Source organism: Curtobacterium sp. BNK-1, assembly GCF_048685235.1.
Lineage (GTDB): Bacteria > Pseudomonadota > Gammaproteobacteria > Enterobacterales > Enterobacteriaceae > Pantoea > Pantoea agglomerans.
The window spans coordinates 537,437-560,189 of record NZ_JBLQTJ010000001.1 but is presented as its reverse complement, the minus strand read 5'-3'; the positions used below and the strand labels follow the sequence as shown (position 1 = coordinate 560,189).

Genomic DNA, 22,753 nt, shown 5'->3' with positions numbered 1-22,753 from the left:
CCTTGGATTCGGTTTGACCTGGCCAGTTCCGGCGTAACCGGAAGCGGGATCGATAATCATCGATAATCCTGACTGGTGCGCGATGCATTATCATCGCGCTGACAGAATATACCTTATTTTATCTCGCCTCGGGTATTAATGCGTAATCAGGGTGCCTTCTTTTTCACCCATCACTACGCGACGCAGTGCGCCAGGCTTATTCATGTTGAAAACACGGATAGGTAATTTGTGGTCACGCGCCAGGGTAAAGGCCGCCAGATCCATCACTTTCAGCTCCTGATCCAGCACTTCAGCATAGGTCAGTTGCTCATACAGCGTTGCGTCCGGGCTTTTCACCGGATCCGCAGAGTAGACGCCGTCCACTTTGGTCGCTTTCAGCACGACGTCCGCTTCAATCTCAATGCCGCGCAGACACGCTGCAGAGTCAGTGGTGAAGAACGGGTTACCGGTACCGGCGGAGAAGATCACCACGCGGTTGTTACGCAGCAGGCTGATTGCTTCTGCCCAGCTGTAGTTGTCACAGACGCCATTCAGTGGAATCGCTGACATCAGGCGTGCATTCACATAGGCGCGGTGCAGTGCATCACGCATCGCCAGGCCGTTCATCACGGTTGCCAGCATACCCATGTGGTCACCCACAACGCGGTTCATGCCGGCCTGCTGCAGGCTCGCTCCACGGAACAGGTTCCCTCCGCCAATCACCACGCCAACCTGGATGCCCAGTTCAACCAGCTCTTTTACCTCTTGTGCCATGCGGTCAAGCACACTCGCGTCGATACCAAAACCTTCAGCGCCTTGCAGGGCTTCGCCGCTGAGTTTAAGCAGGATACGTTGATAAACAGGTTTTGCGTTGGTCGCCATGGTCAGTTCTTCCTGGAAGATTGGGTGTAAAGGAGAAGTAAATTCTGATCGATCATCCGCTTACCGCAATGAAATTGCTATTGGGATGAAACTGAAAACGTATCTGTTGCGATTCACAGACAAAAAAGAACCGCCATCTGGCGGTTCTTTCAAAGCATTAAGACTGTTTGGACATTGCTGCAACTTCTGCAGCGAAGTCAGACTCAACTTTCTCGATGCCTTCACCAACTTCGAAGCGGATGAAGTTGATAACGTCAGCGCCCTGCTCTTTCAGAGCCTGGCCAACGGTTTTGCTTGGGTCGATAACGAAAGCCTGACCAGTCAGAGAGACTTCGCCGGTGAATTTCTTCATACGGCCTTCAACCATCTTCTCTGCGATCTCTTTTGGCTTGCCAGACTGCATCGCGATGTCCAGCTGAACCTGGTACTCTTTATCAACCACGTCAGCAGAAACGTCTTCTGGCTTAACGAATTCAGGCTTGCTTGCCGCAACGTGCATCGCGATCTGTTTGATCAGATCTTCGTTAGCGCCTTTGGTTGAAACCAGAACGCCGATACGTGCGCCGTGCAGGTAGCTGCCCAGCTCTGCGCCTTCCAGGATAGCAACGCGACGGATGTTGATGTTCTCACCGATTTTAGCAACCAGTGCAACGCGCTCTTCTTCGAACTGCGCTTTCAGAACTTCAACGTCGGTAACGCGATCAGCTGCAGCCACATCCAGAACTTTGTCTGCGAACGCCTGGAAACCGCCATCTTTTGCAACGAAGTCAGTCTGGCAGTTTACTTCCAGAATCACGCCGTAGTCGCCAACGATCTTGGTTTTGATTACGCCATCAGCAGCAACGTTGCCTGCTTTTTTCGCTGCTTTGATTGCGCCAGACTTACGCATGTTCTCAATCGCCAGCTCAATGTCGCCATTCGCTTCAGTCAGCGCTTTTTTGCAATCCATCATGCCAGCGCCAGTACGCTCACGCAGTTCTTTTACCAATGCAGCGGTAATGTCAGCCATTCCAGAATCCTCGGTTCGTGCCTGTGTACGTTTGCACCAGCAGACACTTATTTGCGGAAAATTTACTCTGTCCCGCCGTCCGGTTGGGGGCGTGACAGACTTAGATAAAATAAAGGGGCCAGTATAGGCCCCTTACAGATCACATCTGAATGCTAAGGGCTCTTATGCAGAGCAAACCTTATTAAGCGTTTTCTAAAGACGCTTCTTCAGCTTGCTCAGCCAGGTCCTGAGAGCGGCCTTCGCGAACGGTGGTCGCAACGGCAGTCAGGTACAGGTTTACAGCACGGATCGCATCGTCGTTACCTGGGATAACGAAATCAACGCCATCTGGATCTGAGTTGGTATCAACGATAGCAAATACCGGGATACCCAGGTTGTTTGCTTCTTTGATTGCGATGTGTTCGTGGTCAGCATCGACAACAAACAGCGCGTCTGGCAGACCGCCCATATCTTTGATACCGCCCAGGCTGTTTTCCAGCTTGGCCAGCTCACGCGCACGCATCAGCGCTTCTTTTTTGGTCAGTTTGTCGAAAGTACCATCCTGAGACTGAATCTCCAGATCTTTCAGACGCTTGATTGACTGACGCACGGTTTTCCAGTTAGTCAGCATGCCACCCAACCAGCGGTGGTTTACGAAGAACTGGTCGCAGCTCAGTGCAGACTCTTTTACCGCCTGAGCAGCAGCACGCTTAGTACCTACGATCAGGATCTTACCTTTACGGGAAGAGATCTTGTTCAGTTCAGCCAGAGCTTCGTTGAACATAGGTACAGTTTTTTCCAAGTTGATGATGTGAACCTTGTTACGAGCACCAAAGATGAATGGCTTCATTTTTGGGTTCCAGTAACGGGTCTGGTGACCGAAGTGAACACCAGCCTGGAGCATGTCGCGCATGGAAACAGTTGCCATGATAAAACCTCTAAAGTTTGATTGGGGTTGGGCCTCCATGTATCCCATACGACCGACCTCTTTCAAGGCACCCCGGCGTATGTGTCGATACATGTGTGTTTTATTACACATAATGAGAGTTATGCGTTTCCTGCTGACCGAAACGGCCATACAGAGAATCGTCGGCGCGCTTTATACCACAACCAGCCCAGGGACGCCAATAAATGATCGCTGACGGAGGTCAGCGCGTTCTCTATTTGGCAGCCCATTTGCTGGCTGCTAACATGACAGCACAGAACTTATTATTGTCGAAAATTTCGACAACTGCGGATTAATTTAATGGCAATTTCAATTAAAACCCCTGAAGAAATCGAAAAAATGCGCGTCGCGGGCCGACTGGCCGCCGAAGTGCTGGAGATGATCGAGCCTTACGTAAAACCGGGTGTGACCACCGGTGAACTGGACCGCATCTGCCACGATCACATTACTCAAAAGCAACAGGCCGTCTCCGCCTGCCTCGGCTATCACGGCTTTCCGAAGTCGGTCTGCATCTCGGTGAATGAAGTGGTGTGCCACGGGATCCCCAGCGATGATCGTCCGTTAAAAGATGGTGATGTAGTGAATATCGATGTCACCGTAATTAAAGATGAATACCACGGCGATACCTCAAAGATGTTTATCGTCGGTAAGCCGACCATTCAGGGCGAACGCCTGTGCCGTGTCACGCAGGAGAGCCTCTATCTCTCACTGCGTCTGATCAAGCCCGGCATCCGCCTGCGCGAACTGGGCCGCGCCATCCAGAAATATGTTGAAGCCAACGATTTCTCTGTGGTGCGCGAATATTGCGGCCACGGTATCGGCAAGGGTTTCCATGAAGAGCCTCAGGTGCTGCATTACGATGCCGATGATGGCGGCGTGGTACTCCAGGCAGGTATGACCTTTACGGTAGAACCGATGGTCAATGCCGGGGATTACCGCATCCGCACCATGAAAGATGGCTGGACGGTAAAAACCAAAGATCGCAGCTTGTCCGCGCAGTATGAGCATACTATTGTGGTGACGGAGAACGGCTGTGAGATTTTAACCCTGCGCAAAGACGACACGCTGCCCGCTATGCTTGTTGCCGAAGGGTAATTCCCCCATTACAGATCAAGCCGGCGCTGAGCCGGCTTTTTTTTGGCTAAAAAAGAGAAGAGCTGCATGAGCGTGAGTCTGTCAGAAGATGTGAAAAACGGTCTGGTCGATTCGCCAGCCGAATGGGGTGACGACCAGCTGACACGTGACATTCTGAAGCCGCGGCTGGAGCAATTTCAGCAACATCTGGCCGCCGCGTTTGATGCCGGTGAACCCGTTGAGCCGCTGATTGATGCCCGCACGCTGTTTATCGATCGGCTGCTGCGTCGCCTGTGGCGCTTCTTTGGCTTTGATGAGATGCCGGCTATCGCACTGGTCGCCGTTGGCGGCTATGGCCGTGCCGAACTGCATCCGCTCTCTGATATTGACGTCCTGATCCTGAGCCGCCAGCCGCTGGATGAACAGGCTGCGCAGCGCACCAGCGACCTGTTAACGCTGATGTGGGACCTTAAGCTGGAAGTGGGCCACAGCGTGCGCACGCTGGAAGAGTGCCTGCTGGAGGGGTTATCTGACCTGACCGTTGCCACTAATCTGATTGAGTCACGCATGCTGACCGGCGATGTGGCGCTGTTTCTGGAATTACAGAAAAACATCTTCAGCGATGGTTTCTGGCCCTCATCCTGCTTTTTCGCCGCCAAAATTGAAGAGCAGCAGGAGCGCCACAAGCGTTATCACGGCACCAGCTATAACCTTGAACCGGACATTAAAAGCAGCCCCGGTGGCCTGCGGGACATTCATACGCTGCAGTGGGTCGCCCGACGCCATTTTGGCGCCACCACGCTGGATGAGATGGTCGGCTTTGGTTTCCTCACCGACGCGGAGCGCAGCGAACTCAACGAATGTCAGGCATTTCTCTGGCGCATCCGCTTTGCCCTGCACCTCTCCCTGCCCCGCTACGATAATCGCCTGCTGTTTGATCGCCAGCTCAGCGTGGCACAACGCCTGAATTATCAGGGCGAGGGCAATGAGCCGGTCGAGCGGATGATGAAAGATTTCTATCGGGTCACGCGGCGTATCGGCGAACTGAATCAGATGCTGCTGCAGCTGTTTGATGAGGCGATTCTGGCGCTCTCCACCAGCGAAAAGCCCAGGCCTATTGATGACGATTTCCAGCTGCGTGGCGATTTGATCGACCTGCGCGACGAAACGCTGTTCCGGCGAGAGCCGCAGGCAATCCTGCGCATGTTCTACGTCATGGTGCGTAATGACAGCATCAAAGGGATCTACTCCACCACCCTGCGTCACCTGCGCCATGCGCGTCGTCATCTTAAACAGCCGCTGTGTCAGATTCCGGAAGCGCGCCGCACCTTTATGTCGATTCTGCGCCATCCCGGCGCGGTCAGCCGGGCGCTGGTGCCGATGCATCGCTACAGCGTGTTGTGGGCTTATACGCCGCTGTGGGGCCATATCGTCGGACAGATGCAGTTCGATCTGTTTCACGCCTACACCGTGGATGAGCACACCATTCGGGTGTTGCAGAAGCTGGAAAGTTTTGCCAATGAAAGCACTCGTCCGCAGCATCCACTGTGCGTCGAGTTATGGCCGCGCCTGCCGCAGCAGGAGCTGTTGCTGATGGCCGCGCTGCTGCATGACATCGCCAAAGGGCGCGGCGGCGATCACTCTATTCTCGGCGCGCAGGATGCGCTCGACTTTGCTGAAATGCACGGCCTCAACTCACGTGAAACCCAGCTGGTGGCCTGGCTGGTGCGTCATCATCTGCTGATGTCGGTGACAGCACAGCGGCGCGATATTCAGGACCCGACGGTGATACAGCAGTTCGCCGAGGTGATGCAGAATGAGAACCGGCTGCGCTATCTGGTTTGCCTGACCGTAGCCGATATCTGCGCCACCAATGAAAGTCTGTGGAACAGCTGGAAGCAGAGCCTGTTGCGTGAGCTCTTTTTCGCCACCGAGAAGCAGTTGCGACGCGGCATGGAAAACAGTCCGGATCTGCGAGAGCGGGTGCGTCATCATCGCCTGCAGGCGCTGGCGCTGCTGCGGATGGACAACATCGATGAAGAGCGTCTGCACCAGATCTGGAATCGCTGCCGCGCTGACTACTTCCTGCGCCATACGCCGAATCAGATCGCCTGGCATGCCCGCCACCTGCTGGTTCACGACCTGAAAAAACCGCTGGTGCTGGTCAGTCCGCAGGCCACGCGCGGCGGGACCGAAATCTTTATCTGGAGTCCCGATCGCCCGCACCTGTTTGCCGCCGTTGCGGGTGAACTCGATCGCCGTAATCTCAGCGTGCACGATGCGCAAATCTTTACCAGCCGCGACGGCATGGCGATGGATACCTTTATTGTGCTGGAGCCGGATGGTAGCCCGCTCTCTCCGGATCGCCATCCGATGATCATTCAGGCGCTGGAGCAGGCGATAACCCAGTCAGAGTGGGCGCCGCCGCGTACCCGCCGTCCGTCGGCCAAACTCAGGCATTTCAGCGTCGATACCGAGGTCAATTTCCTGCCGACGCATACCGATCGTCGCAGCTATCTGGAACTGGTGGCGCTGGATCAGCCAGGCCTGCTGGCGCGGGTCGGTGAAGTCTTTGCCGATCTCGGGGTTTCACTGCATGGCGCACGCATCAGCACTATCGGCGAGCGGGTCGAAGATTTGTTTATTCTGGCCAACAGTGAACGTCAGGCGCTGGACGAAGAAATGCGAAAAGCGTTGCGACAACGGTTGACAGAGGCCCTTAATCCAAACGATAAAGTGTGACCAGACTCGATTTGTAAACATTAATCTCTTTACTTGTGTCGGGGTATTGCCCGGCATCGCACATGACAGATCAGGAAAAAAATATGCAACAGTTACAGAGCGTTATTGAATCCGCCTTCGAACGTCGCGCTGACATCACACCCGCCAGCGTCGACAGCGAAACCCGTGATGCCATCAACCAGGTGATCGCCCTGCTGGACAGCGGTGCACTGCGCGTTTCTGAGAAGATCGACGGCGAGTGGGTAACGCATCAGTGGCTGAAGAAAGCCGTACTGCTCTCTTTCCGCATCAATGACAATCAGGTGATGGAAGGTGCAGAAACCCGCTTTTACGACAAAGTGCCGATGAAGTTTGCAGGCTGGGATGAAGCGCGTTTCAAAGAAGCCGGTTTCCGCGTCGTGCCGCCTGCGGCTGTGCGCCAGGGTGCCTATATCGCCCGCAACACGGTGCTGATGCCTTCTTACGTCAACATTGGCGCCTTTGTGGATGAAGGCACCATGGTGGACACCTGGGCGACCGTTGGCTCCTGTGCACAGATTGGTAAAAACGTTCACCTTTCTGGCGGCGTGGGTATCGGTGGCGTGCTGGAGCCGCTGCAGGCGAACCCGACCATCATCGAAGATAACTGCTTCATTGGCGCGCGCTCTGAAATCGTTGAAGGCGTGATTGTTGAAGAAGGTTCCGTGATCTCAATGGGCGTTTACATCGGTCAGAGCACCAAAATCTATGACCGCGAGACCGGCGAAGTGCATTACGGCCGTGTTCCTGCGGGATCCGTGGTGGTCTCAGGTAACCTGCCCTCTAAAGATGGCAGCTACAGCCTCTACTGTGCCGTGATCGTGAAGAAAGTGGATGCGAAAACGCTTGGCAAAACAGGTATTAACGAGCTGCTGCGCACCATCGAATGATTTAAGCGACGGGCTGGTTTCCAGCCCGTCATCTTTTCTTTACAGTGATTCCTGAATAACATGCTTCGCGTCGCGAATTAACTGGTGCGTTTAGTTTTTATCCAGGTCATAATCCGCGCCAGTTAAATCCTGTCGCGCAATGTTCATCCCGCTTATTTATGTCTACAGTTGACGGACGTCATGAACAAGTCTGCGCGCTTCTCACTTTTGATGGAAACAACGCTATGTATGACAATCTGAAAAGCTTAGGTATCAGTAACCCGGACGACATTGACCGCTATAGCCTGCGTCAGGAAGCCAATAACGACATTCTGAAAATCTACTTCCGCAAAGATAAAGGTGAGTTTTTCGCGAAGAGCGTCAAATTCAAATATCCGCGCCAGCGCAAAACGGTTGTTGCCGATCACGCGACCCAGGGCTACAAAGAAGTTCAGGAAATCAGCCCGAATCTGCGTTATGTCATCGATGAACTGGACCAGATTTGCCAGCGCGATCAGGTTGAAGTGGATCTGAAACGCAAAATTCTGGATGACCTGCGTCACCTGGAAAGCGTGGTTTCTCACAAGATCACTGAAATTGAATCGGATCTGGAAAAATTAACCCGTAACGGTCGTTAATTTCCTGCCCGACCAGAGAGGCCAGCATTGCTGGCCTTTTTTATGCCGCAAATCTTCACTTCAGCCCTGCTCATCCAGTTGCAAAGCAACATAGAGCAACAGCCTGTCATCAAAATGGCCAAGATTCAGTCCGGTCAGTTCAGAAATCCGGTTCAGCCGGTATTCCAGCGTATTACGATGAATGAACAGCGCACGCGCGGTGGCGCTCGGCTGGACGTTATGGGTGAACCAGGCGATCAGCGTGCGGCGCAGCAAGCCGTTGTTATCCATGCTCTTGAGCTTCGCCAGTGGCCGGGCGAGCTCATTGGCCTGCCAGCCACCCCGCAGGCTGTCGAGCAGCACGGGCAGCACCAGATCCTGATAAAAATAGCTGCGCACCTCGGGCATACGTTGCTTGCCCACCATCATCGTGGTGCGCGCCGTCCGGTAAGAGCGTGCGATGCTGCCGGGTCCGGTAAAGAAGTTGCCCAGCGCGATACGCATCCGAAGATGACCGCTCTCTTTCATCCGCTGTAGTAACTGCTCTACGCGGCGGCGATGATCTTCCTGATCGTGACGCCCATGCCCATTAAGGGCCGGTTTTAGCACCACCATTTCGGTCAGTGATACAATCGCGATCAGATTGTCCCGCTCCGGCGTGGTCAGCAGCGTTTGCAGCTGCTGTAGCTCTGACATCGCGCTGTCGACGCCGAGCTGACCACTATCCACTTCCACCACGGCGACCACACGCGGCTGATTGAGATCGATACCGAGCCGCTGTGCCCATTCGGTCAGCTGTGGCGACAGGGTATCGCTGCGGATCAGGTTCAGCACCAGCTCTTCACGCAGACGGCTGTCCTGCGCCAGCATATGCAGCAGCCGGGCCTGCTCCAGCATCATCTCTGCGGTCATGCAGACCAGCTCGCCATAATGCCGCAGCGCCAGCGGCTCACCGGTCAGGCCGATCACCCCAACGATGTCACCATCGATGCGCAGCGGCAGGTTAATGCCAGGCCGCACGCCATGAAGATGTTTAGCCACGGCCTCATCGATGTCGACAACGCGCCCCTGAGAGAGCACCAGCAGTGCACCTTCGTGCAACTCCCCAATACGTTCCCGGTCACCGCTGCCGATAATCCGGCCCCGCGCATCCATCACGTTGACATTGCTGTCAATAATTTTCATGGTGCGCGCCACGATATCCTGTGCCAGCCGGGCATCAAGGTGATAGGTAGCCATCCATTACTCCTGAAAAGAGGGGGGAGAAACAGAATACGCATGCACAGCACGCAGAACATTGTGCAATTGCACAGAGCCAGGCCGTCATTTGCCGAATTTGCGGTGAGCATCACACTCTGACGAGGCAGAGAGTGGACATAAAAAAGGCGGACCGCAGTCCGCCTCTTCATCCGTTGCTGTTCGCTTACTGCATCAGCAGATAGATACTGCTGTCGCCGCGTTTCACATTCAGCGCCAGAACGGACGGCTTGCTGTCGAGAACTTTGCGCAGCTCACCCAGGTTGGTCACTACCTGCTGGTTAACGCCCTGGATCACATCGCCCTTTTTCAGGCCGATACGCGCCGCAGCACTGCCCGGTTTCACGTTATCAACCCGGACACCTTTGGTACCCGCTTCGATATTGCTGAGATCGGCGCCTTCAATGCCAGTGTAGATGGTCGCGGACTGCACTTTTGACTGGCTGCTCTGCTGCAACTTAACAGAGACATCGACCGGTTTGCCGTCACGCAGCAGCCCCAGTTTCAGGGTGGTGCCAACCGGCAGTGAGCCCACTTCCGCACGCAGCGAAGCAAAGCTGCTCAGCGGTTTACCGTTCATCGAGACAATGACGTCGCCCGCCTTAATACCGGCTTTGGCGGCAGCCGAGTCTGGCAGCACCTGGCTGACAAAGGCACCACGTTGTGCGTCGACCTTCATCGCTTTTGCCAGCTCGGAGTTCAGCTCAGTCCCCTGCACGCCCAGCTCGCCGCGTTTCACCTGACCAAACTCGACCATCTGTGCCGTCAGGTTTTTCACCATGTTGCTGGGGATAGCAAAGCCGATACCGATGTTGCCGCCATCGGGCGCCAGAATGGCGGTGTTAATCCCAATCAGTTCACCGTTGAGGTTAACCAGCGCACCACCGGAGTTGCCCCGGTTAATGGCCGCATCTGTCTGGATAAAGTTTTCGTAGTTTTCCACGTTCAGGCCACTGCGTCCCAGCGCGGAGACGATACCTGAGGTGACCGTTTCACCCAGACCATAAGGGTTGCCGATCGCCACGGTATAATCGCCGACGCGCAGGTTGTCAGAGTCAGCGATTTTGACTGCGGTAAGATTTTTGGCTTCCTGCAGCTGAATCAGGGCAATGTCAGAGCTGGGATCTTTACCGATGACTTTGGCGTCATAGCGACGACCGTCGCTGAGCTGTACCTGAATTTTGGTGGCATTATTCACGACGTGGTTATTAGTTACCACATAGCCTTTGTCAGCGTTAATGATGACACCCGATCCCAGAGCACGGAATTTTTCCTGCTGGGTATCAGGCACTGGCGCGCCGCCGTTACCGCCTGCACCGTCGCCGTTCTGGCACATCGGTGAACCCTGGAACGGGGAACCATCCTGGCAGAATGGCGAATTGTCGCCAAAGAATTGCTGAAATTGCTGCGGCATACGCGGGGTTTTCACCGTGGTGGTCCCCTCGACGCTGATACTGACCACAGACGGCATCACCTTCTCCAGCATCGGTGCCAGACTTGGCTGTTGCAGGCTATCGGAAGAGGCCGTTTGCGCAGCAGAAACAGTAACAGGGGCGAGCGCCATGCTCAGGCTCAACGCCAGCGCACTTAACATTAAGGTCTTTTTTTTCATTTTTCGTTTCTCAATAAGATTACTGTTCAGACCATTGCTGTGGTCGAAAGGTGAGATAAATGTTTTAGCGCGAAGTTCCTTTAAAAGTTTAAGGCAAAAGTAAAAATTTATTCGCGCTCTTTACAATTGGCGGCTTATTCTACCGCCATCAGTCGTCGGTACTCATCCCAGGCATAGAGATCGGTCATACCACTGATATAATCCTGAATGAGCCGGAAGCGATAATAACGTTCCCACAACAGACGCTGATATTTATGTTCGACAACCAGATTACGCATCTTATGCAAATAGGCTTTACGGTGTTTACCCGAGAGCTTATGAAAAAGCCGGGTTTCGATCGGATGCTGACGCAGGAAATCTTCATTTATCAGCGTGGTAAAGGCTTCGTAATTAAGGCGCATCAGCGGCTGATAGATCTCCAGCAGCCCTTTAATCACCCGGTAACCCTGCAACTCCAGCTGCTCTACTTCAGAATGATTAAAGACCTGCTGGCGCGCAACGGTTTTAAACAATTGCAGTAAGCGGCCCTCTTCACCCTCATCTTCCAGTAGCGCATGGTTAAAACTTCCATCGAATATAGCAGGAAGATTATCAACAAAACGTTTCACCGCATAGCTTACCAGCACGCTCTGAACATTTACGCGGAGTGACATAAAAAATTGATCGCTGCGGCTTCGGCGTTTTTTACTGCAGGCTTCACGCCAGGCTTCGCCAATAGTCCGGCTGAAAGCGTCATTATTTTTAACCGGCCCCCAGGCTTTATTGAGAAACTCATACAAACTTTCAACATTAAAGATATCTTTTTCTACAGCGTCGTCCAAATCGGCAATACAATAGGAGATATCATCCGCAGCTTCCATTATATAAGTCAGCGGAAAACGGTGGTGTTCTTCCATATTGGTGGCAGCACGCAGGTCGGCAATATAATCCTGCTCAGAGAGATAAAACCCAGGCTTCTTCATGAGTACGCTAAATTCGGCGGGCTTTTCCCCCTGCCACCAGGCAGGCGCGGTATATTTCAGGATGCAGGCGACCTGAGAATAACTGAGATTCAGTTGCAGCAGCGTATGCACCATCCGGATCGCCTGCGCATTGCCTTCAAAGTGACAGAGATCCTGGCGGATCATGGCGTTGAGTTGATCAAAGGCTTTACGCTGTGCTTCTCCTTCCACGCCGGCCACCAGCGGATCCACCAGCTCGGCAGAGAGGTTCTCTTCAAACCAGTCGTTAATCGCCGCCTCGCCAAAATGGCCAAAAGGTGGATTACCGACATCATGCATCAGACAGGCCATCTCAATCAGACTTTCAAACGCGCCTTCCAGCTCATCAAGACCATACTGCGCCAGCCCGCCCTGCATCTTCAGGGTTTGCAGGATCTCTTTGGTGATGTAACGCCCGGTCTGCTGCACCTCCAGCGAATGCGTCAGGCGGGAACGAACGGCAGCGTTACGCTCCAGCGGAAACACCTGCGTTTTTTGCTGCAAACGCCGGATAGCGGCGGAGTTTATAATCCGTCCGCGATCGCTCTCAAAATGGCGCGTAATGTAATATTCGCCTTCCGGTTCCTTGCGGCTGTTATAAGGGCGCGAGAAGCTGATCTTCTTCCTGAAATTGATCGCTGACATGGATTACCCCTTATTTTTTCGTGAATTAATCCCCTGAATGCCATGGTAGACTATGCCCTAAATTTTGATTCTTTACATTAGCGGAACTCACTATGAAAGCAGGCATTATTGGCGCGATGGAGCAGGAAGTCACACTGCTGCGCGACAAAATTGAAAACCGTCAAACGCTGTCGCTGGCGGGTTGTGAAATTTATACCGGCACCCTGCAGGGCGTTGAGGTGGCTCTGCTGAAATCGGGCATTGGTAAAACCTCTGCAGCGCTGGGTACCACGCTGCTGCTGCAGCTCTGCAAGCCGGATGTGGTGATCAACACCGGTTCGGCTGGCGGTTTAGCGCCGTCGCTCAGCGTCGGTGATATCGTGGTGTCAGAAGAAGTGCGTTATCACGATGCTGACGTCACCGCTTTTGGTTATGAGCCGGGTCAGATGGCGGGTTGTCCGGCCGCGTTTGTGGCAGACAGCAAGCTTATCGCCGCTGCAGAAGCCTGTATTCAGCAGCTGGATCTGAATGCCGTACGCGGTCTGGTGGTCAGCGGTGATGCCTTTATCAATGGTGCCGAACCGCTGGCGCGCATTCGTAATCTGTTCCCACAGGCGATTGCCGTTGAGATGGAAGCCACCGCTATCGGCCATGTCTGTCATCAATTCCAGGTGCCTTTTGTAGTAGTCCGCGCCATTTCCGACGTGGCCGATAAGCAATCTCACCTCAGCTTTGATGAGTTCTTAAGCGTTGCGGCGAAGCAATCTTCGCTGATGGTGGAGAACCTGCTGGCGCATCTGGCGCGTGGCTAAAACGCTACTCCTCTGCTGGCTGCTGCTGTTGAGCGGCAGCCTGCTGGCTTCACCGCCACGCGTGATTACCCTCTCCCCTCACCTTACCGAACTCGCCTTTGCTGCCGGGATTACCCCGATTGCGGTCAGCGCCTGGTCCGACTATCCGCCGCAGGCGAAACAGATTGAGCAGGTCGCAAACTGGCAGGGCATCAAGGCTGAACGTATTCTGCAGCTTAAGCCGGATCTGGTATTAGCCTGGCGAGGCGGTAATCCGCAGCGGCAGATTGACCAGCTACAGCAGCTCGGCGTGCCGGTTAAATGGATTGATCCGCTGACGCTGGATGAGATGTTCACGGCGCTGGCCGATCTGGGCCACTGGAGTCCCAGACCGGAGCAGGCAACTCGCGCTGCCCGCCAGTTACGTCAGCAGGAAGCCGCGCTGCGTCAGCGCTATGCTCATCTGACTGCGGTTCCGCTTTTTTTGCAATTTGGTCAGCAGCCCCTGTTTACCGCCGCCAGAGCCACGCTGCAGAATGAAATTATTACGTTATGTGGTGGCAGGAACATCTTTGCTGACAGCCGCGTCAGCTGGCCGCAGGTCAGCCGTGAGCAGGTGCTGATGCGCCATCCTCAGGCCGTTGTGACGGGTGGCAGTGCGCAGCAGGCGGAAAACATCCGGGTGTTCTGGCGACCGCAGCTGGATGTACCGGTGATTGCCATCAACGAGGACTGGCTTAGCCGGCCAGGCCCGCGACTGCTGCTGGCCGCGCAGCAACTCTGTGCGGCCCTGCATCCCGATGAATAAATCAGCGAATTGATTAAAGTCACTGCGATTTTTGCCGTTGATCAATACCAGAGACGAACGCGCCACGTATGCTCGCCGTCCTTTTAGCGCTCCGGCGCTTTTTTAAAACACCAGGAACCTTATATGACCAGAGCACTGCTGCTGGCCATAGGGCTGTCGATCGCCGGTTCTGCCTTTGCAGGATCGATAAATGGCTCTATTGGCGCCAGACTTGTCATCTATTCACGCTGTGAAATCAACACGGCTAACGGCCAGCCCGCACCGCAGATCAACTGCGGCAGACAGGCAAGCGCGCAGCCGCGCGTGACAAACGGCCAGATTCAATCGCAGGGAAGTGTGAAGCAAAGTAACCGGCTGGTCACAATAGAATGGTAAACGAGGCCGTCTGTATGACGGCCTGCATTATCAGATACTGAAGGAAGAGCCACAGCCACAGGTGGTTTTGGCATTCGGGTTGGTCACGATAAAGCGTGAGCCTTCCAGACCTTCCGTGTAATCCACTGAACCGCCCACCAGATATTGCAGGCTCATCGGATCAACCACTAGCGAGACGCCCTGCTTTTCAATCGTCATGTCGCCATCATTCATCTGGTCATCAAAGGTGAAGCCGTACTGGAAACCACTGCAACCGCCACCGGTGATATAGACGCGAAGTTTCAGCGCCGGGTTCTCTTCGTCGGCAATCAGGTTCTTCACCTTGGTGGCTGCGGCGTCGGTAAACTGCAACGGCAGTGCTACTACTTCATCACTCATGTTTTACTCCGGTAAACGCCCAGGTCAGAAAACGACCTTAATTACGCTATTATCAGCCAGCACCTCAGCGCAATCAAGCTCTGCCCTTCGCACTCTGTGCCGCTTTCACTCCTGTTAAGGGCACAGGGGGCGAATCCACCTTTCGTCTGCTGCCCCTCTTCCGTAGAATGGCGCAATATTTTTCTGAACCGCTGGAGCCGAAAATGAGTAAGTCCGAACAACTGTTTGCCGAGGCACAACGCCTGATCCCGGGTGGGGTAAACTCGCCAGTACGCGCATTTACCGGTGTGGGCGGCGTTCCGCTGTTTATTGAACACGCTGATGGCGCCTATCTCTATGACGCTGACGGCAAAGCCTATATCGACTATGTCGGCTCATGGGGTCCGATGGTGCTGGGTCATAACAACGCGGCGATTCGTAACGCCGTGATTGAAGCGGCACAGCGCGGCCTAAGTTTTGGCGCACCGACCGAAATGGAAGTGACCATGGCGCAGCTGGTGTGTGAGCTGGTGCCGAGCATGGAGATGGTGCGGATGGTCAACTCCGGCACCGAAGCGACCATGAGCGCTATCCGCCTGGCGCGTGGCTTTACCGGCCGCGATAAAATCATCAAGTTTGAAGGCTGCTACCACGGCCACGCCGATCATCTGCTGGTGAAAGCCGGCTCCGGTGCGTTAACACTGGGTCAGCCGAACTCGCCGGGCGTACCGGCCGATTTCGCTAAACATACTCTGACCTGCACCTTTAACGATCTCGACTCAGTGCGCAGCGCTTTTGAGCAATATCCCGAGTCGATTGCGGCCATCATCGTTGAGCCGGTGGCTGGTAACATGAACTGCATCCCACCTCAGCCGGAGTTCCTGCCGGGTCTGCGTTCACTGTGTGATGAGTTCGGCGCACTGCTGATTATCGATGAAGTGATGACCGGTTTCCGTGTCGCGCTGGGTGGCGCGCAGGCTCATTACAATGTGCGCCCTGATTTGACCTGCCTTGGGAAAATCATTGGTGGCGGCATGCCAGTCGGTGCGTTCGGTGGGCGTCGCGAAGTGATGGCAGCGCTGGCCCCGACCGGTCCGGTTTATCAGGCGGGAACGCTCTCTGGTAACCCAATCGCCATGGCGGCGGGTTTCGCCTGCCTGACGCAGATCGCGCAGCCGGGTACCCATGAGAAGCTGGATGCCCTGACCCGCAAGCTGGCAGAGGGTCTGCGTGAAGCAGCACAACAGCAAAATATCCCGCTGGTGATTAACCATGTTGGCGGGATGTTCGGCCTGTTCTTCACCGATGCTGACAGTGTGACCTGTTACGCCGATGTAACCCGCTGCGATGTGGAGCGCTTTAAAACCTTCTTCCACCTGATGCTTGAGGAGGGCGTTTACTTTGCGCCTTCAGCCTATGAAGCGGGCTTTATGTCGCTGGCGCACAGCGAAGAGGATATTCAGCGCACTGTCGACGCCGCGCGTCGTTGTTTCGCGAAGCTGTAATTGCGGCAGCGTTAAAGATGAAGACCGGCAGCAGCCGGTCTTTTGTTATTGATGAGGCTTGCCCCGCTCTGTTGTGAGAGGGTGCACGCACAGGAAACAGGGTCAGATCGGAAAGGCGCGAAAGCCGTCATCCATGAGGTGCGCCCGTTGCCGGGCCAACGCTTCGCGTTGTTCAAAAATGCTCCCGGCGTTTTTGTCCCTGCCGCGGGACGCTTTCCTCCTCTGACCCAATTTCCTGCGCATTGAGCTTCTTCGTTGTTGTCAGATTCACCCTACTTTGGATCTGGCCGGCGTCTGAAACCAGCCTGCTTTTTCCTCTTAACCTGAACGCCGCAGCAGCCAGATAAAGTAAGGCGCGCCTAAAAAGGTCGCCATCAGCCCGGCTGGGATCTGATCCGGGAATGCCAGCATTCGTCCGCACCAGTCAGCCAGCACCATCAATCCCGCCCCCAGTAATCCTGACAGCAGCAGTTGCGGCAACGCCCGCCGGAATCCCAGCATGCGCGCCATATGGGGTGCCATTAGTCCGACAAAACTCAACGGACCGATAGTCAGTGTCGCGCTGGCGGTCAGCGCGGCCGCCAGCAGCAGCAGACTCAGCCGCGCAGGCGTCAACGCCATACCGGCCGAGCGTGCGGTAGCGCTTCCCAGCGGCAGCAACGTCAGCCAGCGACTGGCCAGCGGTGCCAGCGACACCAGCACCAGCGCGCAGATTGCGCTCTGAACCGCCTGAGTGCCGCTGATGTTATAGGTCGAGCCGGAGATCCAGCTAAGCAGCCCGCCCATACGCGGATCGCCACTCGCCAGCAGTAGCATCAGCAGGGTGACAAAGGCGCTGTTAAGCGCCATGCCCGCCAGCAGCATTCGTTCCGGCGAAAAGCCGCCCCGACTGGCTACCGCCATGATCACCAGCAACGTCAGCGCCGCGCCCAGCGCACCGGCGGGCAGCAGCCAGGCCAGCGCATCGCCCGGCACAAAGAACATCATCATCACCACGCCAAAAGCGGCACCCGAACTGATGCCCAGCACTTCCGGGCTGGCCATGGGATTGCCGGTCAGCCGCTGAATCAGACTCCCCGCCACGCCCAGCATCAGGCCGGTCACCAGCGCGGCCAGCACGCGCGGTGCGCGCCATGGCAGCAGCGATTGCAGCATCTCACCCGCAGACCAGACCCAGCCCTGCGCATCACGACCAAACGCCAGACCACCCCACCCCAGCAGCGCCAGGATGGCAAGTCCCGTCAGCGCCCAGCGCAGCAGGTTCTGTCGCTCGGCGGGCACCTTATCACCCTGATTCAGCGCGGGCGGCACCGAACCGGTGCGCAGTCGCGGCAGCAGCCACAGCAGAATCGGTACGCCGAGCAGCGCCGTGGCGGTGCCGGTCGGGATATCGCGCCAGTGAGTGCTGAGCCACAACACGCAACTGTCCGCCAGCCACAGCAGCAGCGCGCCAGTCAGCGGAGCCAGCAGCATCCGGGTGATGAGCCGTCGTCCACCCAGCAGCTTCGCCAGCAGCGGCGCAAACAGCCCGATAAAGCCGATGATACCGGCGACGTTGACCAGCTGTGCGCTGAGCAGGATCGCCAGCCCGAGGCCACCAAAACGCGCCACGGAGAGCGCAAGGCCAAGGTTTTTCGCTACGCCATCATCCAGCCCCATCAGCGTCAGCGGACGCAGCAGCGCCAGCGCCAGCACAAACGCCAGCAGCAGGCGCGGCCAGAGTTGCTGCACATTTTCCCAGCTCATCTGATTCAGCGCGCCGGTGCTCCACAGAAACATGTTCTGCAGCTGATCGTGATTGAAGATAGCGAAGATTTGATTCACCGCGCCGCTGTAGAGGCTCAACACAAGCCCGGCCAGAATCAGTGTTACCGGCGACAGACGTTTGCCCCAGGCCACACCAAACACCAGCGCGCCCACCAGCAGCGCGCCACTGAGCGCGGCAAACTGCTGTGTCAGCGCCCCGCCCGGCAGATGCCACAGCGTCGCCACGGTAATGCCCAGCTGTGCGCCGGAAGAGACGCCCAGCGTGGTTGGCTCCGCCAGCGGATTACGCAATATCTGCTGAAACAGCAGACCGGCTAAGCCCAGCCCGGCACCCACCAGCAGCGCCAGTACCGTGCGCGGCAGCAGGCTGTGGTGAAACACCATCTGCGGCAGGCTATCGACCGCCGGTGACCAGAGTGCCTGCCACCATTCAGCCTGTGGCAACGCCTGATGCAGATTGACCAGCGTCAGGCTGAGCGCCAGCAGAAACAGCAGGCTGAGGAGGCCTGCGGGAAACAGAGCATGGCGCATCAGTGCGACTCCAGCGCGCGTTCCAGCACGCGAACAAAGTGCAGCGCCGAGAGCGTCGCACCGTAATACCAGACGGCCGGGACGCGCTGAAAGCGTCCGGTGCGTACAAACGGCAGCGACTGCCACAGCGGGCTGCGCATCAGTTGCTGCATCTCCGCATCGTTATCATGATCAAAGCAGATGACATCCACATCCCCGACCTGCGCCAGCTTTTCAATGCCGATCACCGCGCTGCCCCAGAAATTTGTTTCGCCCTGCCAGCCATTTTTCAGGCCCAGCAGAGTCATCACTTCCAGAAACAGACTGTTTTTGCCGAAGGTAATGGCGTGACGACTGTCGAGCAGCGACATCAGCAGGATAGTGCGTCCGGCATAGGGCGCCAGCCGCTGGCGCGCCGCCGCCAGCTGATCATCGACCTCGCGCAGATGCTGTTCTGCTCGCGCGCTTAATCCAAGGCGCGCCGCCAGCTGACGCAGCGATGCGCGCGCGGCAGTGAGAGGTTTCCCGTCGCCGCTGTGGAGGTCGAAGCCCATAATGGGCGCGATGCGCGTCAGTTTCTCTTTAGGCGGGCCGTAGCCGTTGGAGCAGAGGATCAGCGACGGCTGCATTTGCGCCATCAGCTCAAGATTGGGTTCAGTGCGCAGACCTACATCGATCACGCCTTCAGGCAGCGGCGGCTCCCCTACCCAGATGTTGTAGTTGTGCAGATCGGCCACGCCCCAGGGCGTGACGCCTAGTGCTATCAGCAGTTCGGTGGGTAACCACTCCAGTGCAATAATCCGACCCGGATTTGGCGTGGCGGCACGCAGGGGAAGCGCACAAAACAGCGGAGAGACTGCCAGCGCCAGCATCAGTCGGCGGCGATTAAGATCGGGCATCATCCTCTCCTTAACAGACAAAACTGACCGGCGCGCCGCCCTGCGGGTGCGGTAAAATGCCCATCGGAATGCCATAAATCGCACCGAGCACCTCAGGCTGCATAATCGCCTCTGCGTCACCTTCGGCAATCATCGCGCCCTGACGCAGCGCCACCAGATGATCGCAGTAGCGTGCTGCCATATTGATATCGTGCAGCACCGCAATCACGGTTAAGCCGCGCTGCTGGCTCAGCGCTTTTATCAGCGCCAGCACCTCAACCTGATGGGCAATATCCAGCGCCGACGTCGGTTCATCCAGCAGCAGACAGCGGCTGTTCTGCGCCACCATCATCGCCAGCCAGGCGCGCTGACGCTCGCCGCCCGACAGGCTATCTACCAGCCGTCCGGCAAAGGCGTTAAGCCCGACCAGGGCAATCGCATCCTCTACCCGGTCGCGATCTTCCTGACCAAAGCGCCCCAGCGCGCCGTGCCAGGGATAGCGGCCAATCGCCACCAGTTCACGCACCGTCATCCCTTCGGCTGCCGGTAATTGCTGCGGCAGATAGGCCACCTGACGGGCAAAGGCTTTGCTGTTCCAGCGTCCGACGGGCTGCTGATTCAACAGCACCTCTCCGCTACTGGCCGCGTGGTGACGACCCAGCATTTTTAACAGTGTTGATTTGCCCGAGCCGTTGTGACCGATCAGCCCGGTCACTTTTCCCGGCGGAAAGGTCAGCGACAGTGGCTGAAGGAGAGTCCGGCCCGGCACTTCAAAACTGGCGTTTTTCAGCGTAAAGGTCGCCTCTTCTGCGTGCGGATGCGGCATGGTTATCCCTGTGAACGGGCGCCGAAGCGCCCGGTTAAATCAGAATCTGAAGGTCGCGGTGCCGACAATCTGGCGCTCCGCACCCCAGTAGCAGGCGTATTCACGATAGCAGCTGGCGACGTAGTCGCGGTCAAACAGATTGTTGACGTTGACGCCCACAGCCGAACCCGGCAAACCGAAACGACCCAGATCATATTTCAGCGCCGCATCCACCGTGGTGTAACCGGCAACTTTAAAGTTCTGGTTCTGCTCAGTGCCAGTGCTGTAAAGGCCCTGACTCTCACCGACATAACGCACACCCGCGCCCAGCGTTACGCCTGACAAAGCGGTCTCGTGGAAGGTGTAGTCGCTCCACAGTGAGGCCATGTGCTTCGGCACCTGTACCGGCGTTTTGCCTTTCAGCAGCGTATCTTCGGTATATTCCGCATCGGTGTAGGTGTAGGACGCCGTCAGGTTAACGTTGGCATTCAGCGCCGCTTTAGCTTCCAGCTCTACGCCCCGTGACCGGATTTCACCGCTCTGAACGCTGAAATTGACATTACCGGGTTCAGCCGTCAGGTTTTTGGTTTTGGTCAGTTGGTAAACTGCGGCGGTAAGCACCACCGGACGCTCTTTGGGAACATATTTCACGCCAGCTTCATATTGCTTTGCGCGCGAAGGATCAAACGGTTGACCGCCGGACGTAGTGCCGGTGTTGGGAATGAATGATTCGCTATAGCTAAAGTAGGGAGCCACACCATTATCAAACACATAGTTCAGACCACCGCGCCAAGTGAATGCCTGGTCGTGATTTTTCACTTCGGTACTGCTGCTGCGGTTAAGCGCAGAGGTTGTGGCGTAATCGTAACGGCTACCTAACGTCAGTACCCAACGATTCCACTCCATCTGATCCTGTGCATAAAGACCGGTTTGTTCTTGTTTATTCAGATAGTGATAAGGGAATGGCGTACCGATTGCAGTGTCATTGCCATATTGGGGATTGATCGCATTAAGTGGCGTAACAGTGCCGAAGGCAGCATCAATATCGTTACGGGTCCGTTGATAATCGACGCCCAGCAGCAGCGTATGATCAACCTGGCCGGTGGCGAATTTCGCCTGCGCCTGGGTATCGACCGCCAGTTGGTTAAGCTTCTCTTCTGAAACCGCCGAACCGCGCGTGATTTGCTGAGTCTCCGGCAGGAAACCATTGCTGTAAATGCTGCGGTAATCGGTGCGCAGGTCGGCATAACGCAGGTTCTGGCGCAGCGTCCAGGTGTCGTTAAAGCTGTGCTCGGCGTTATAACCGACCATTTTGGTGTTGCGTGAAATCTTGTTGCTCTGCTCGCCTTCATCAAAGTTGGTTGGCAGTTTGTACTGGCTGCCATCAGCGCGGGTGATCGGTACCACCGTGCCCTGACGCGGCAGCCAGCCGTAATAACCGGTTTCTGGCTCGTTCTGGAAATAGGTCAGCAGGTCAATGCGGGTGCGATCGTCGGGACGCCAGCTGAAAGCCGGTGCGATGGTGTAGCGCTTCTCTTTGTTCATCGCCTGCTGCACATCCTGACTGCGCGCCTGGCCGGTCAGGCGATAGCTGTAGACGCCGTCGTCGTCCAGCGCGCCGCCAAAGTCAAAGCCGGTCGAGAAGAGGTTATCGTTGCCCATCTGGAACTGCACTTCGCGCAGCGTTTCCTGGGTCGGACGCTTACTCACCAGCGAGACCACTCCGCCGGGATTGCTCTTACCGTAAAGCACCGAAACCGGGCCGCGCAGCAGTTCAGCGCGTTCCAGGAAGTAAGGATCGATGGCAAACTCAGAGTAGTTGTCACCCTGCAGTTTCAGACCATCCAGATACTGATTGGTGTTGGTTTCGCTGAAACCGCGAATCGACAGCGCATCAATCACGTCTGAGCTGCCCCGGTTACCGGTCAGCACGCCAGGCGTGTAGTTAAACGCCCCTTTCACGCTGGTTACGTTACGCATCTCCATCTCTTCACGGGTGACCACGGAGATGGACTGCGGATTTTTTTCAATGGGGGTATCAGTTTTGGTCCCGGTGGCGCTGCGTTTCGCTGCCACGGTGGGTGCCGGTCCCCAGGCGCTTTCCGCCTCGACGCCGCTGCCACCATCAGCCGAGACGACCATCGTCTCCGTCTGCGCGGCGTAAAGAGAGGAGCTCAGGCTTAGTGAGATCATGATGCCAAGAAGCGGTCGGGAAAATGTTTTTTTGGTGTTGTCAGAAAAAGTCGTTCGCGCATTCATAAAAGTGTCTCTTAACAATAGGCTCAGGCAGGCGAATCGAAACGATAATGATTATTATAACGCTTAGATAATATGCGAAATTCAGCAGGTACTGCAAGAAGAAATCCCAG

The 22,753-nt window shown here is 56.0% G+C and carries 19 protein-coding genes; 8 read left to right on the top strand and 11 right to left on the bottom strand.

The window, feature by feature from the left end:
- Positions 1-135 precede the first annotated feature (135 nt).
- The 3 genes from pyrH to rpsB form a co-directional block, all read right to left on the bottom strand.
- Positions 136-861 (bottom strand): UMP kinase, encoded by a 726-nt coding sequence (pyrH, locus tag ACMGGP_RS02455; protein WP_010254099.1) that lies wholly within the window; start codon positions 859-861, stop codon positions 136-138.
- Between the two features lie 157 nt (positions 862-1,018).
- Positions 1,019-1,870, bottom strand: coding sequence for a translation elongation factor Ts (tsf, locus tag ACMGGP_RS02450; protein WP_010254097.1), 852 nt, complete (start codon positions 1,868-1,870; stop codon positions 1,019-1,021).
- Between the two features lie 181 nt (positions 1,871-2,051).
- Positions 2,052-2,777, bottom strand: coding sequence for a 30S ribosomal protein S2 (gene rpsB / locus ACMGGP_RS02445; protein WP_008925636.1), 726 nt, complete (start codon positions 2,775-2,777; stop codon positions 2,052-2,054).
- A 318-nt stretch (positions 2,778-3,095) separates the two neighbouring features.
- Between rpsB and map the strand changes: the two genes are divergently transcribed.
- From map to ACMGGP_RS02425, 4 genes are all read left to right on the top strand, one after another.
- On the top strand, positions 3,096-3,890 hold the full coding sequence (map, locus tag ACMGGP_RS02440) for a type I methionyl aminopeptidase (protein ID WP_033767962.1): 795 nt from the start codon (positions 3,096-3,098) through the stop codon (positions 3,888-3,890).
- A 66-nt stretch (positions 3,891-3,956) separates the two neighbouring features.
- Complete coding sequence (glnD, locus tag ACMGGP_RS02435; protein WP_111534817.1) at positions 3,957-6,611, top strand: bifunctional uridylyltransferase/uridylyl-removing protein GlnD; 2,655 nt, start codon at positions 3,957-3,959, stop codon at positions 6,609-6,611.
- Between the two features lie 83 nt (positions 6,612-6,694).
- Positions 6,695-7,519 (top strand): 2,3,4,5-tetrahydropyridine-2,6-dicarboxylate N-succinyltransferase, encoded by an 825-nt coding sequence (gene dapD / locus ACMGGP_RS02430; RefSeq protein WP_062759654.1) that lies wholly within the window; start codon positions 6,695-6,697, stop codon positions 7,517-7,519.
- A 224-nt stretch (positions 7,520-7,743) separates the two neighbouring features.
- On the top strand, positions 7,744-8,136 hold the full coding sequence (locus ACMGGP_RS02425) for a DUF3461 family protein (RefSeq protein ID WP_010254085.1): 393 nt from the start codon (positions 7,744-7,746) through the stop codon (positions 8,134-8,136).
- 60 nt (positions 8,137-8,196) lie between these two features.
- Here the strand turns inward: ACMGGP_RS02425 and ACMGGP_RS02420 are convergent, their stop codons facing one another.
- From ACMGGP_RS02420 to dgt, 3 genes are all read right to left on the bottom strand, one after another.
- On the bottom strand, positions 8,197-9,354 hold the full coding sequence (locus tag ACMGGP_RS02420) for a CdaR family transcriptional regulator (RefSeq protein WP_010254083.1): 1,158 nt from the start codon (positions 9,352-9,354) through the stop codon (positions 8,197-8,199).
- A gap of 184 nt (positions 9,355-9,538) precedes the next feature.
- On the bottom strand, positions 9,539-10,984 hold the full coding sequence (gene degP, locus ACMGGP_RS02415) for a serine endoprotease DegP (protein ID WP_010671858.1): 1,446 nt from the start codon (positions 10,982-10,984) through the stop codon (positions 9,539-9,541).
- 134 nt (positions 10,985-11,118) lie between these two features.
- Positions 11,119-12,609: a dGTPase gene (gene dgt / locus ACMGGP_RS02410; protein WP_010254077.1), complete on the bottom strand. Its 1,491-nt coding sequence runs from the start codon at positions 12,607-12,609 to the stop codon at positions 11,119-11,121.
- Between the two features lie 92 nt (positions 12,610-12,701).
- On the opposite strand from dgt, the gene mtnN reads away from it, so the two are divergent.
- The 3 genes from mtnN to ACMGGP_RS02395 all read left to right on the top strand — a co-directional run bounded on the left by mtnN (position 12,702) and on the right by ACMGGP_RS02395 (position 14,562).
- Positions 12,702-13,400 carry a 5'-methylthioadenosine/S-adenosylhomocysteine nucleosidase gene (gene mtnN, locus ACMGGP_RS02405; protein WP_010254075.1) on the top strand — a complete coding sequence of 233 codons (699 nt, stop codon included), beginning with the start codon at positions 12,702-12,704 and terminating at the stop codon, positions 13,398-13,400.
- Complete coding sequence (btuF, locus tag ACMGGP_RS02400; protein WP_010671857.1) at positions 13,393-14,187, top strand: vitamin B12 ABC transporter substrate-binding protein BtuF; 795 nt, start codon at positions 13,393-13,395, stop codon at positions 14,185-14,187. The genes mtnN and btuF overlap by 8 nt, the downstream gene beginning before the upstream one ends.
- A gap of 123 nt (positions 14,188-14,310) precedes the next feature.
- A complete protein-coding gene (locus ACMGGP_RS02395) occupies positions 14,311-14,562 on the top strand; it encodes a hypothetical protein (protein ID WP_010254068.1) in 252 nt (83 codons plus the stop codon).
- 30 nt (positions 14,563-14,592) lie between these two features.
- On the opposite strand, the gene erpA is transcribed toward ACMGGP_RS02395, so the two are convergent.
- A complete protein-coding gene (gene erpA / locus ACMGGP_RS02390; protein ID WP_010254064.1) occupies positions 14,593-14,940 on the bottom strand; it encodes an iron-sulfur cluster insertion protein ErpA in 348 nt (115 codons plus the stop codon).
- Between the two features lie 203 nt (positions 14,941-15,143).
- On the opposite strand from erpA, the gene hemL reads away from it, so the two are divergent.
- Positions 15,144-16,424, top strand: coding sequence for a glutamate-1-semialdehyde 2,1-aminomutase (gene hemL / locus ACMGGP_RS02385; protein WP_010254062.1), 1,281 nt, complete (start codon positions 15,144-15,146; stop codon positions 16,422-16,424).
- A gap of 318 nt (positions 16,425-16,742) precedes the next feature.
- On the opposite strand, the gene fhuB is transcribed toward hemL, so the two are convergent.
- The 4 genes from fhuB to fhuA are packed head-to-tail and all read right to left on the bottom strand — an operon-like array spanning position 16,743 to position 22,643.
- Positions 16,743-18,722, bottom strand: a complete 1,980-nt coding sequence (gene fhuB / locus ACMGGP_RS02380; RefSeq protein ID WP_122889292.1) for a Fe(3+)-hydroxamate ABC transporter permease FhuB — start codon at positions 18,720-18,722, stop codon at positions 16,743-16,745.
- The gene (gene fhuD / locus ACMGGP_RS02375) at positions 18,722-19,603 is read right to left on the bottom strand and encodes a Fe(3+)-hydroxamate ABC transporter substrate-binding protein FhuD (RefSeq protein WP_498798110.1); all 882 of its coding nucleotides are present in this window, start codon (positions 19,601-19,603) and stop codon (positions 18,722-18,724) included. The genes fhuB and fhuD overlap by 1 nt, the downstream gene beginning before the upstream one ends.
- 7 nt (positions 19,604-19,610) lie before the next feature.
- Positions 19,611-20,405: a Fe3+-hydroxamate ABC transporter ATP-binding protein FhuC gene (fhuC, locus tag ACMGGP_RS02370; RefSeq protein ID WP_498798109.1), complete on the bottom strand. Its 795-nt coding sequence runs from the start codon at positions 20,403-20,405 to the stop codon at positions 19,611-19,613.
- Between the two features lie 39 nt (positions 20,406-20,444).
- Positions 20,445-22,643 (bottom strand): ferrichrome porin FhuA, encoded by a 2,199-nt coding sequence (gene fhuA / locus ACMGGP_RS02365; protein WP_498798108.1) that lies wholly within the window; start codon positions 22,641-22,643, stop codon positions 20,445-20,447.
- Positions 22,644-22,753: the final 110 nt, after the last annotated feature.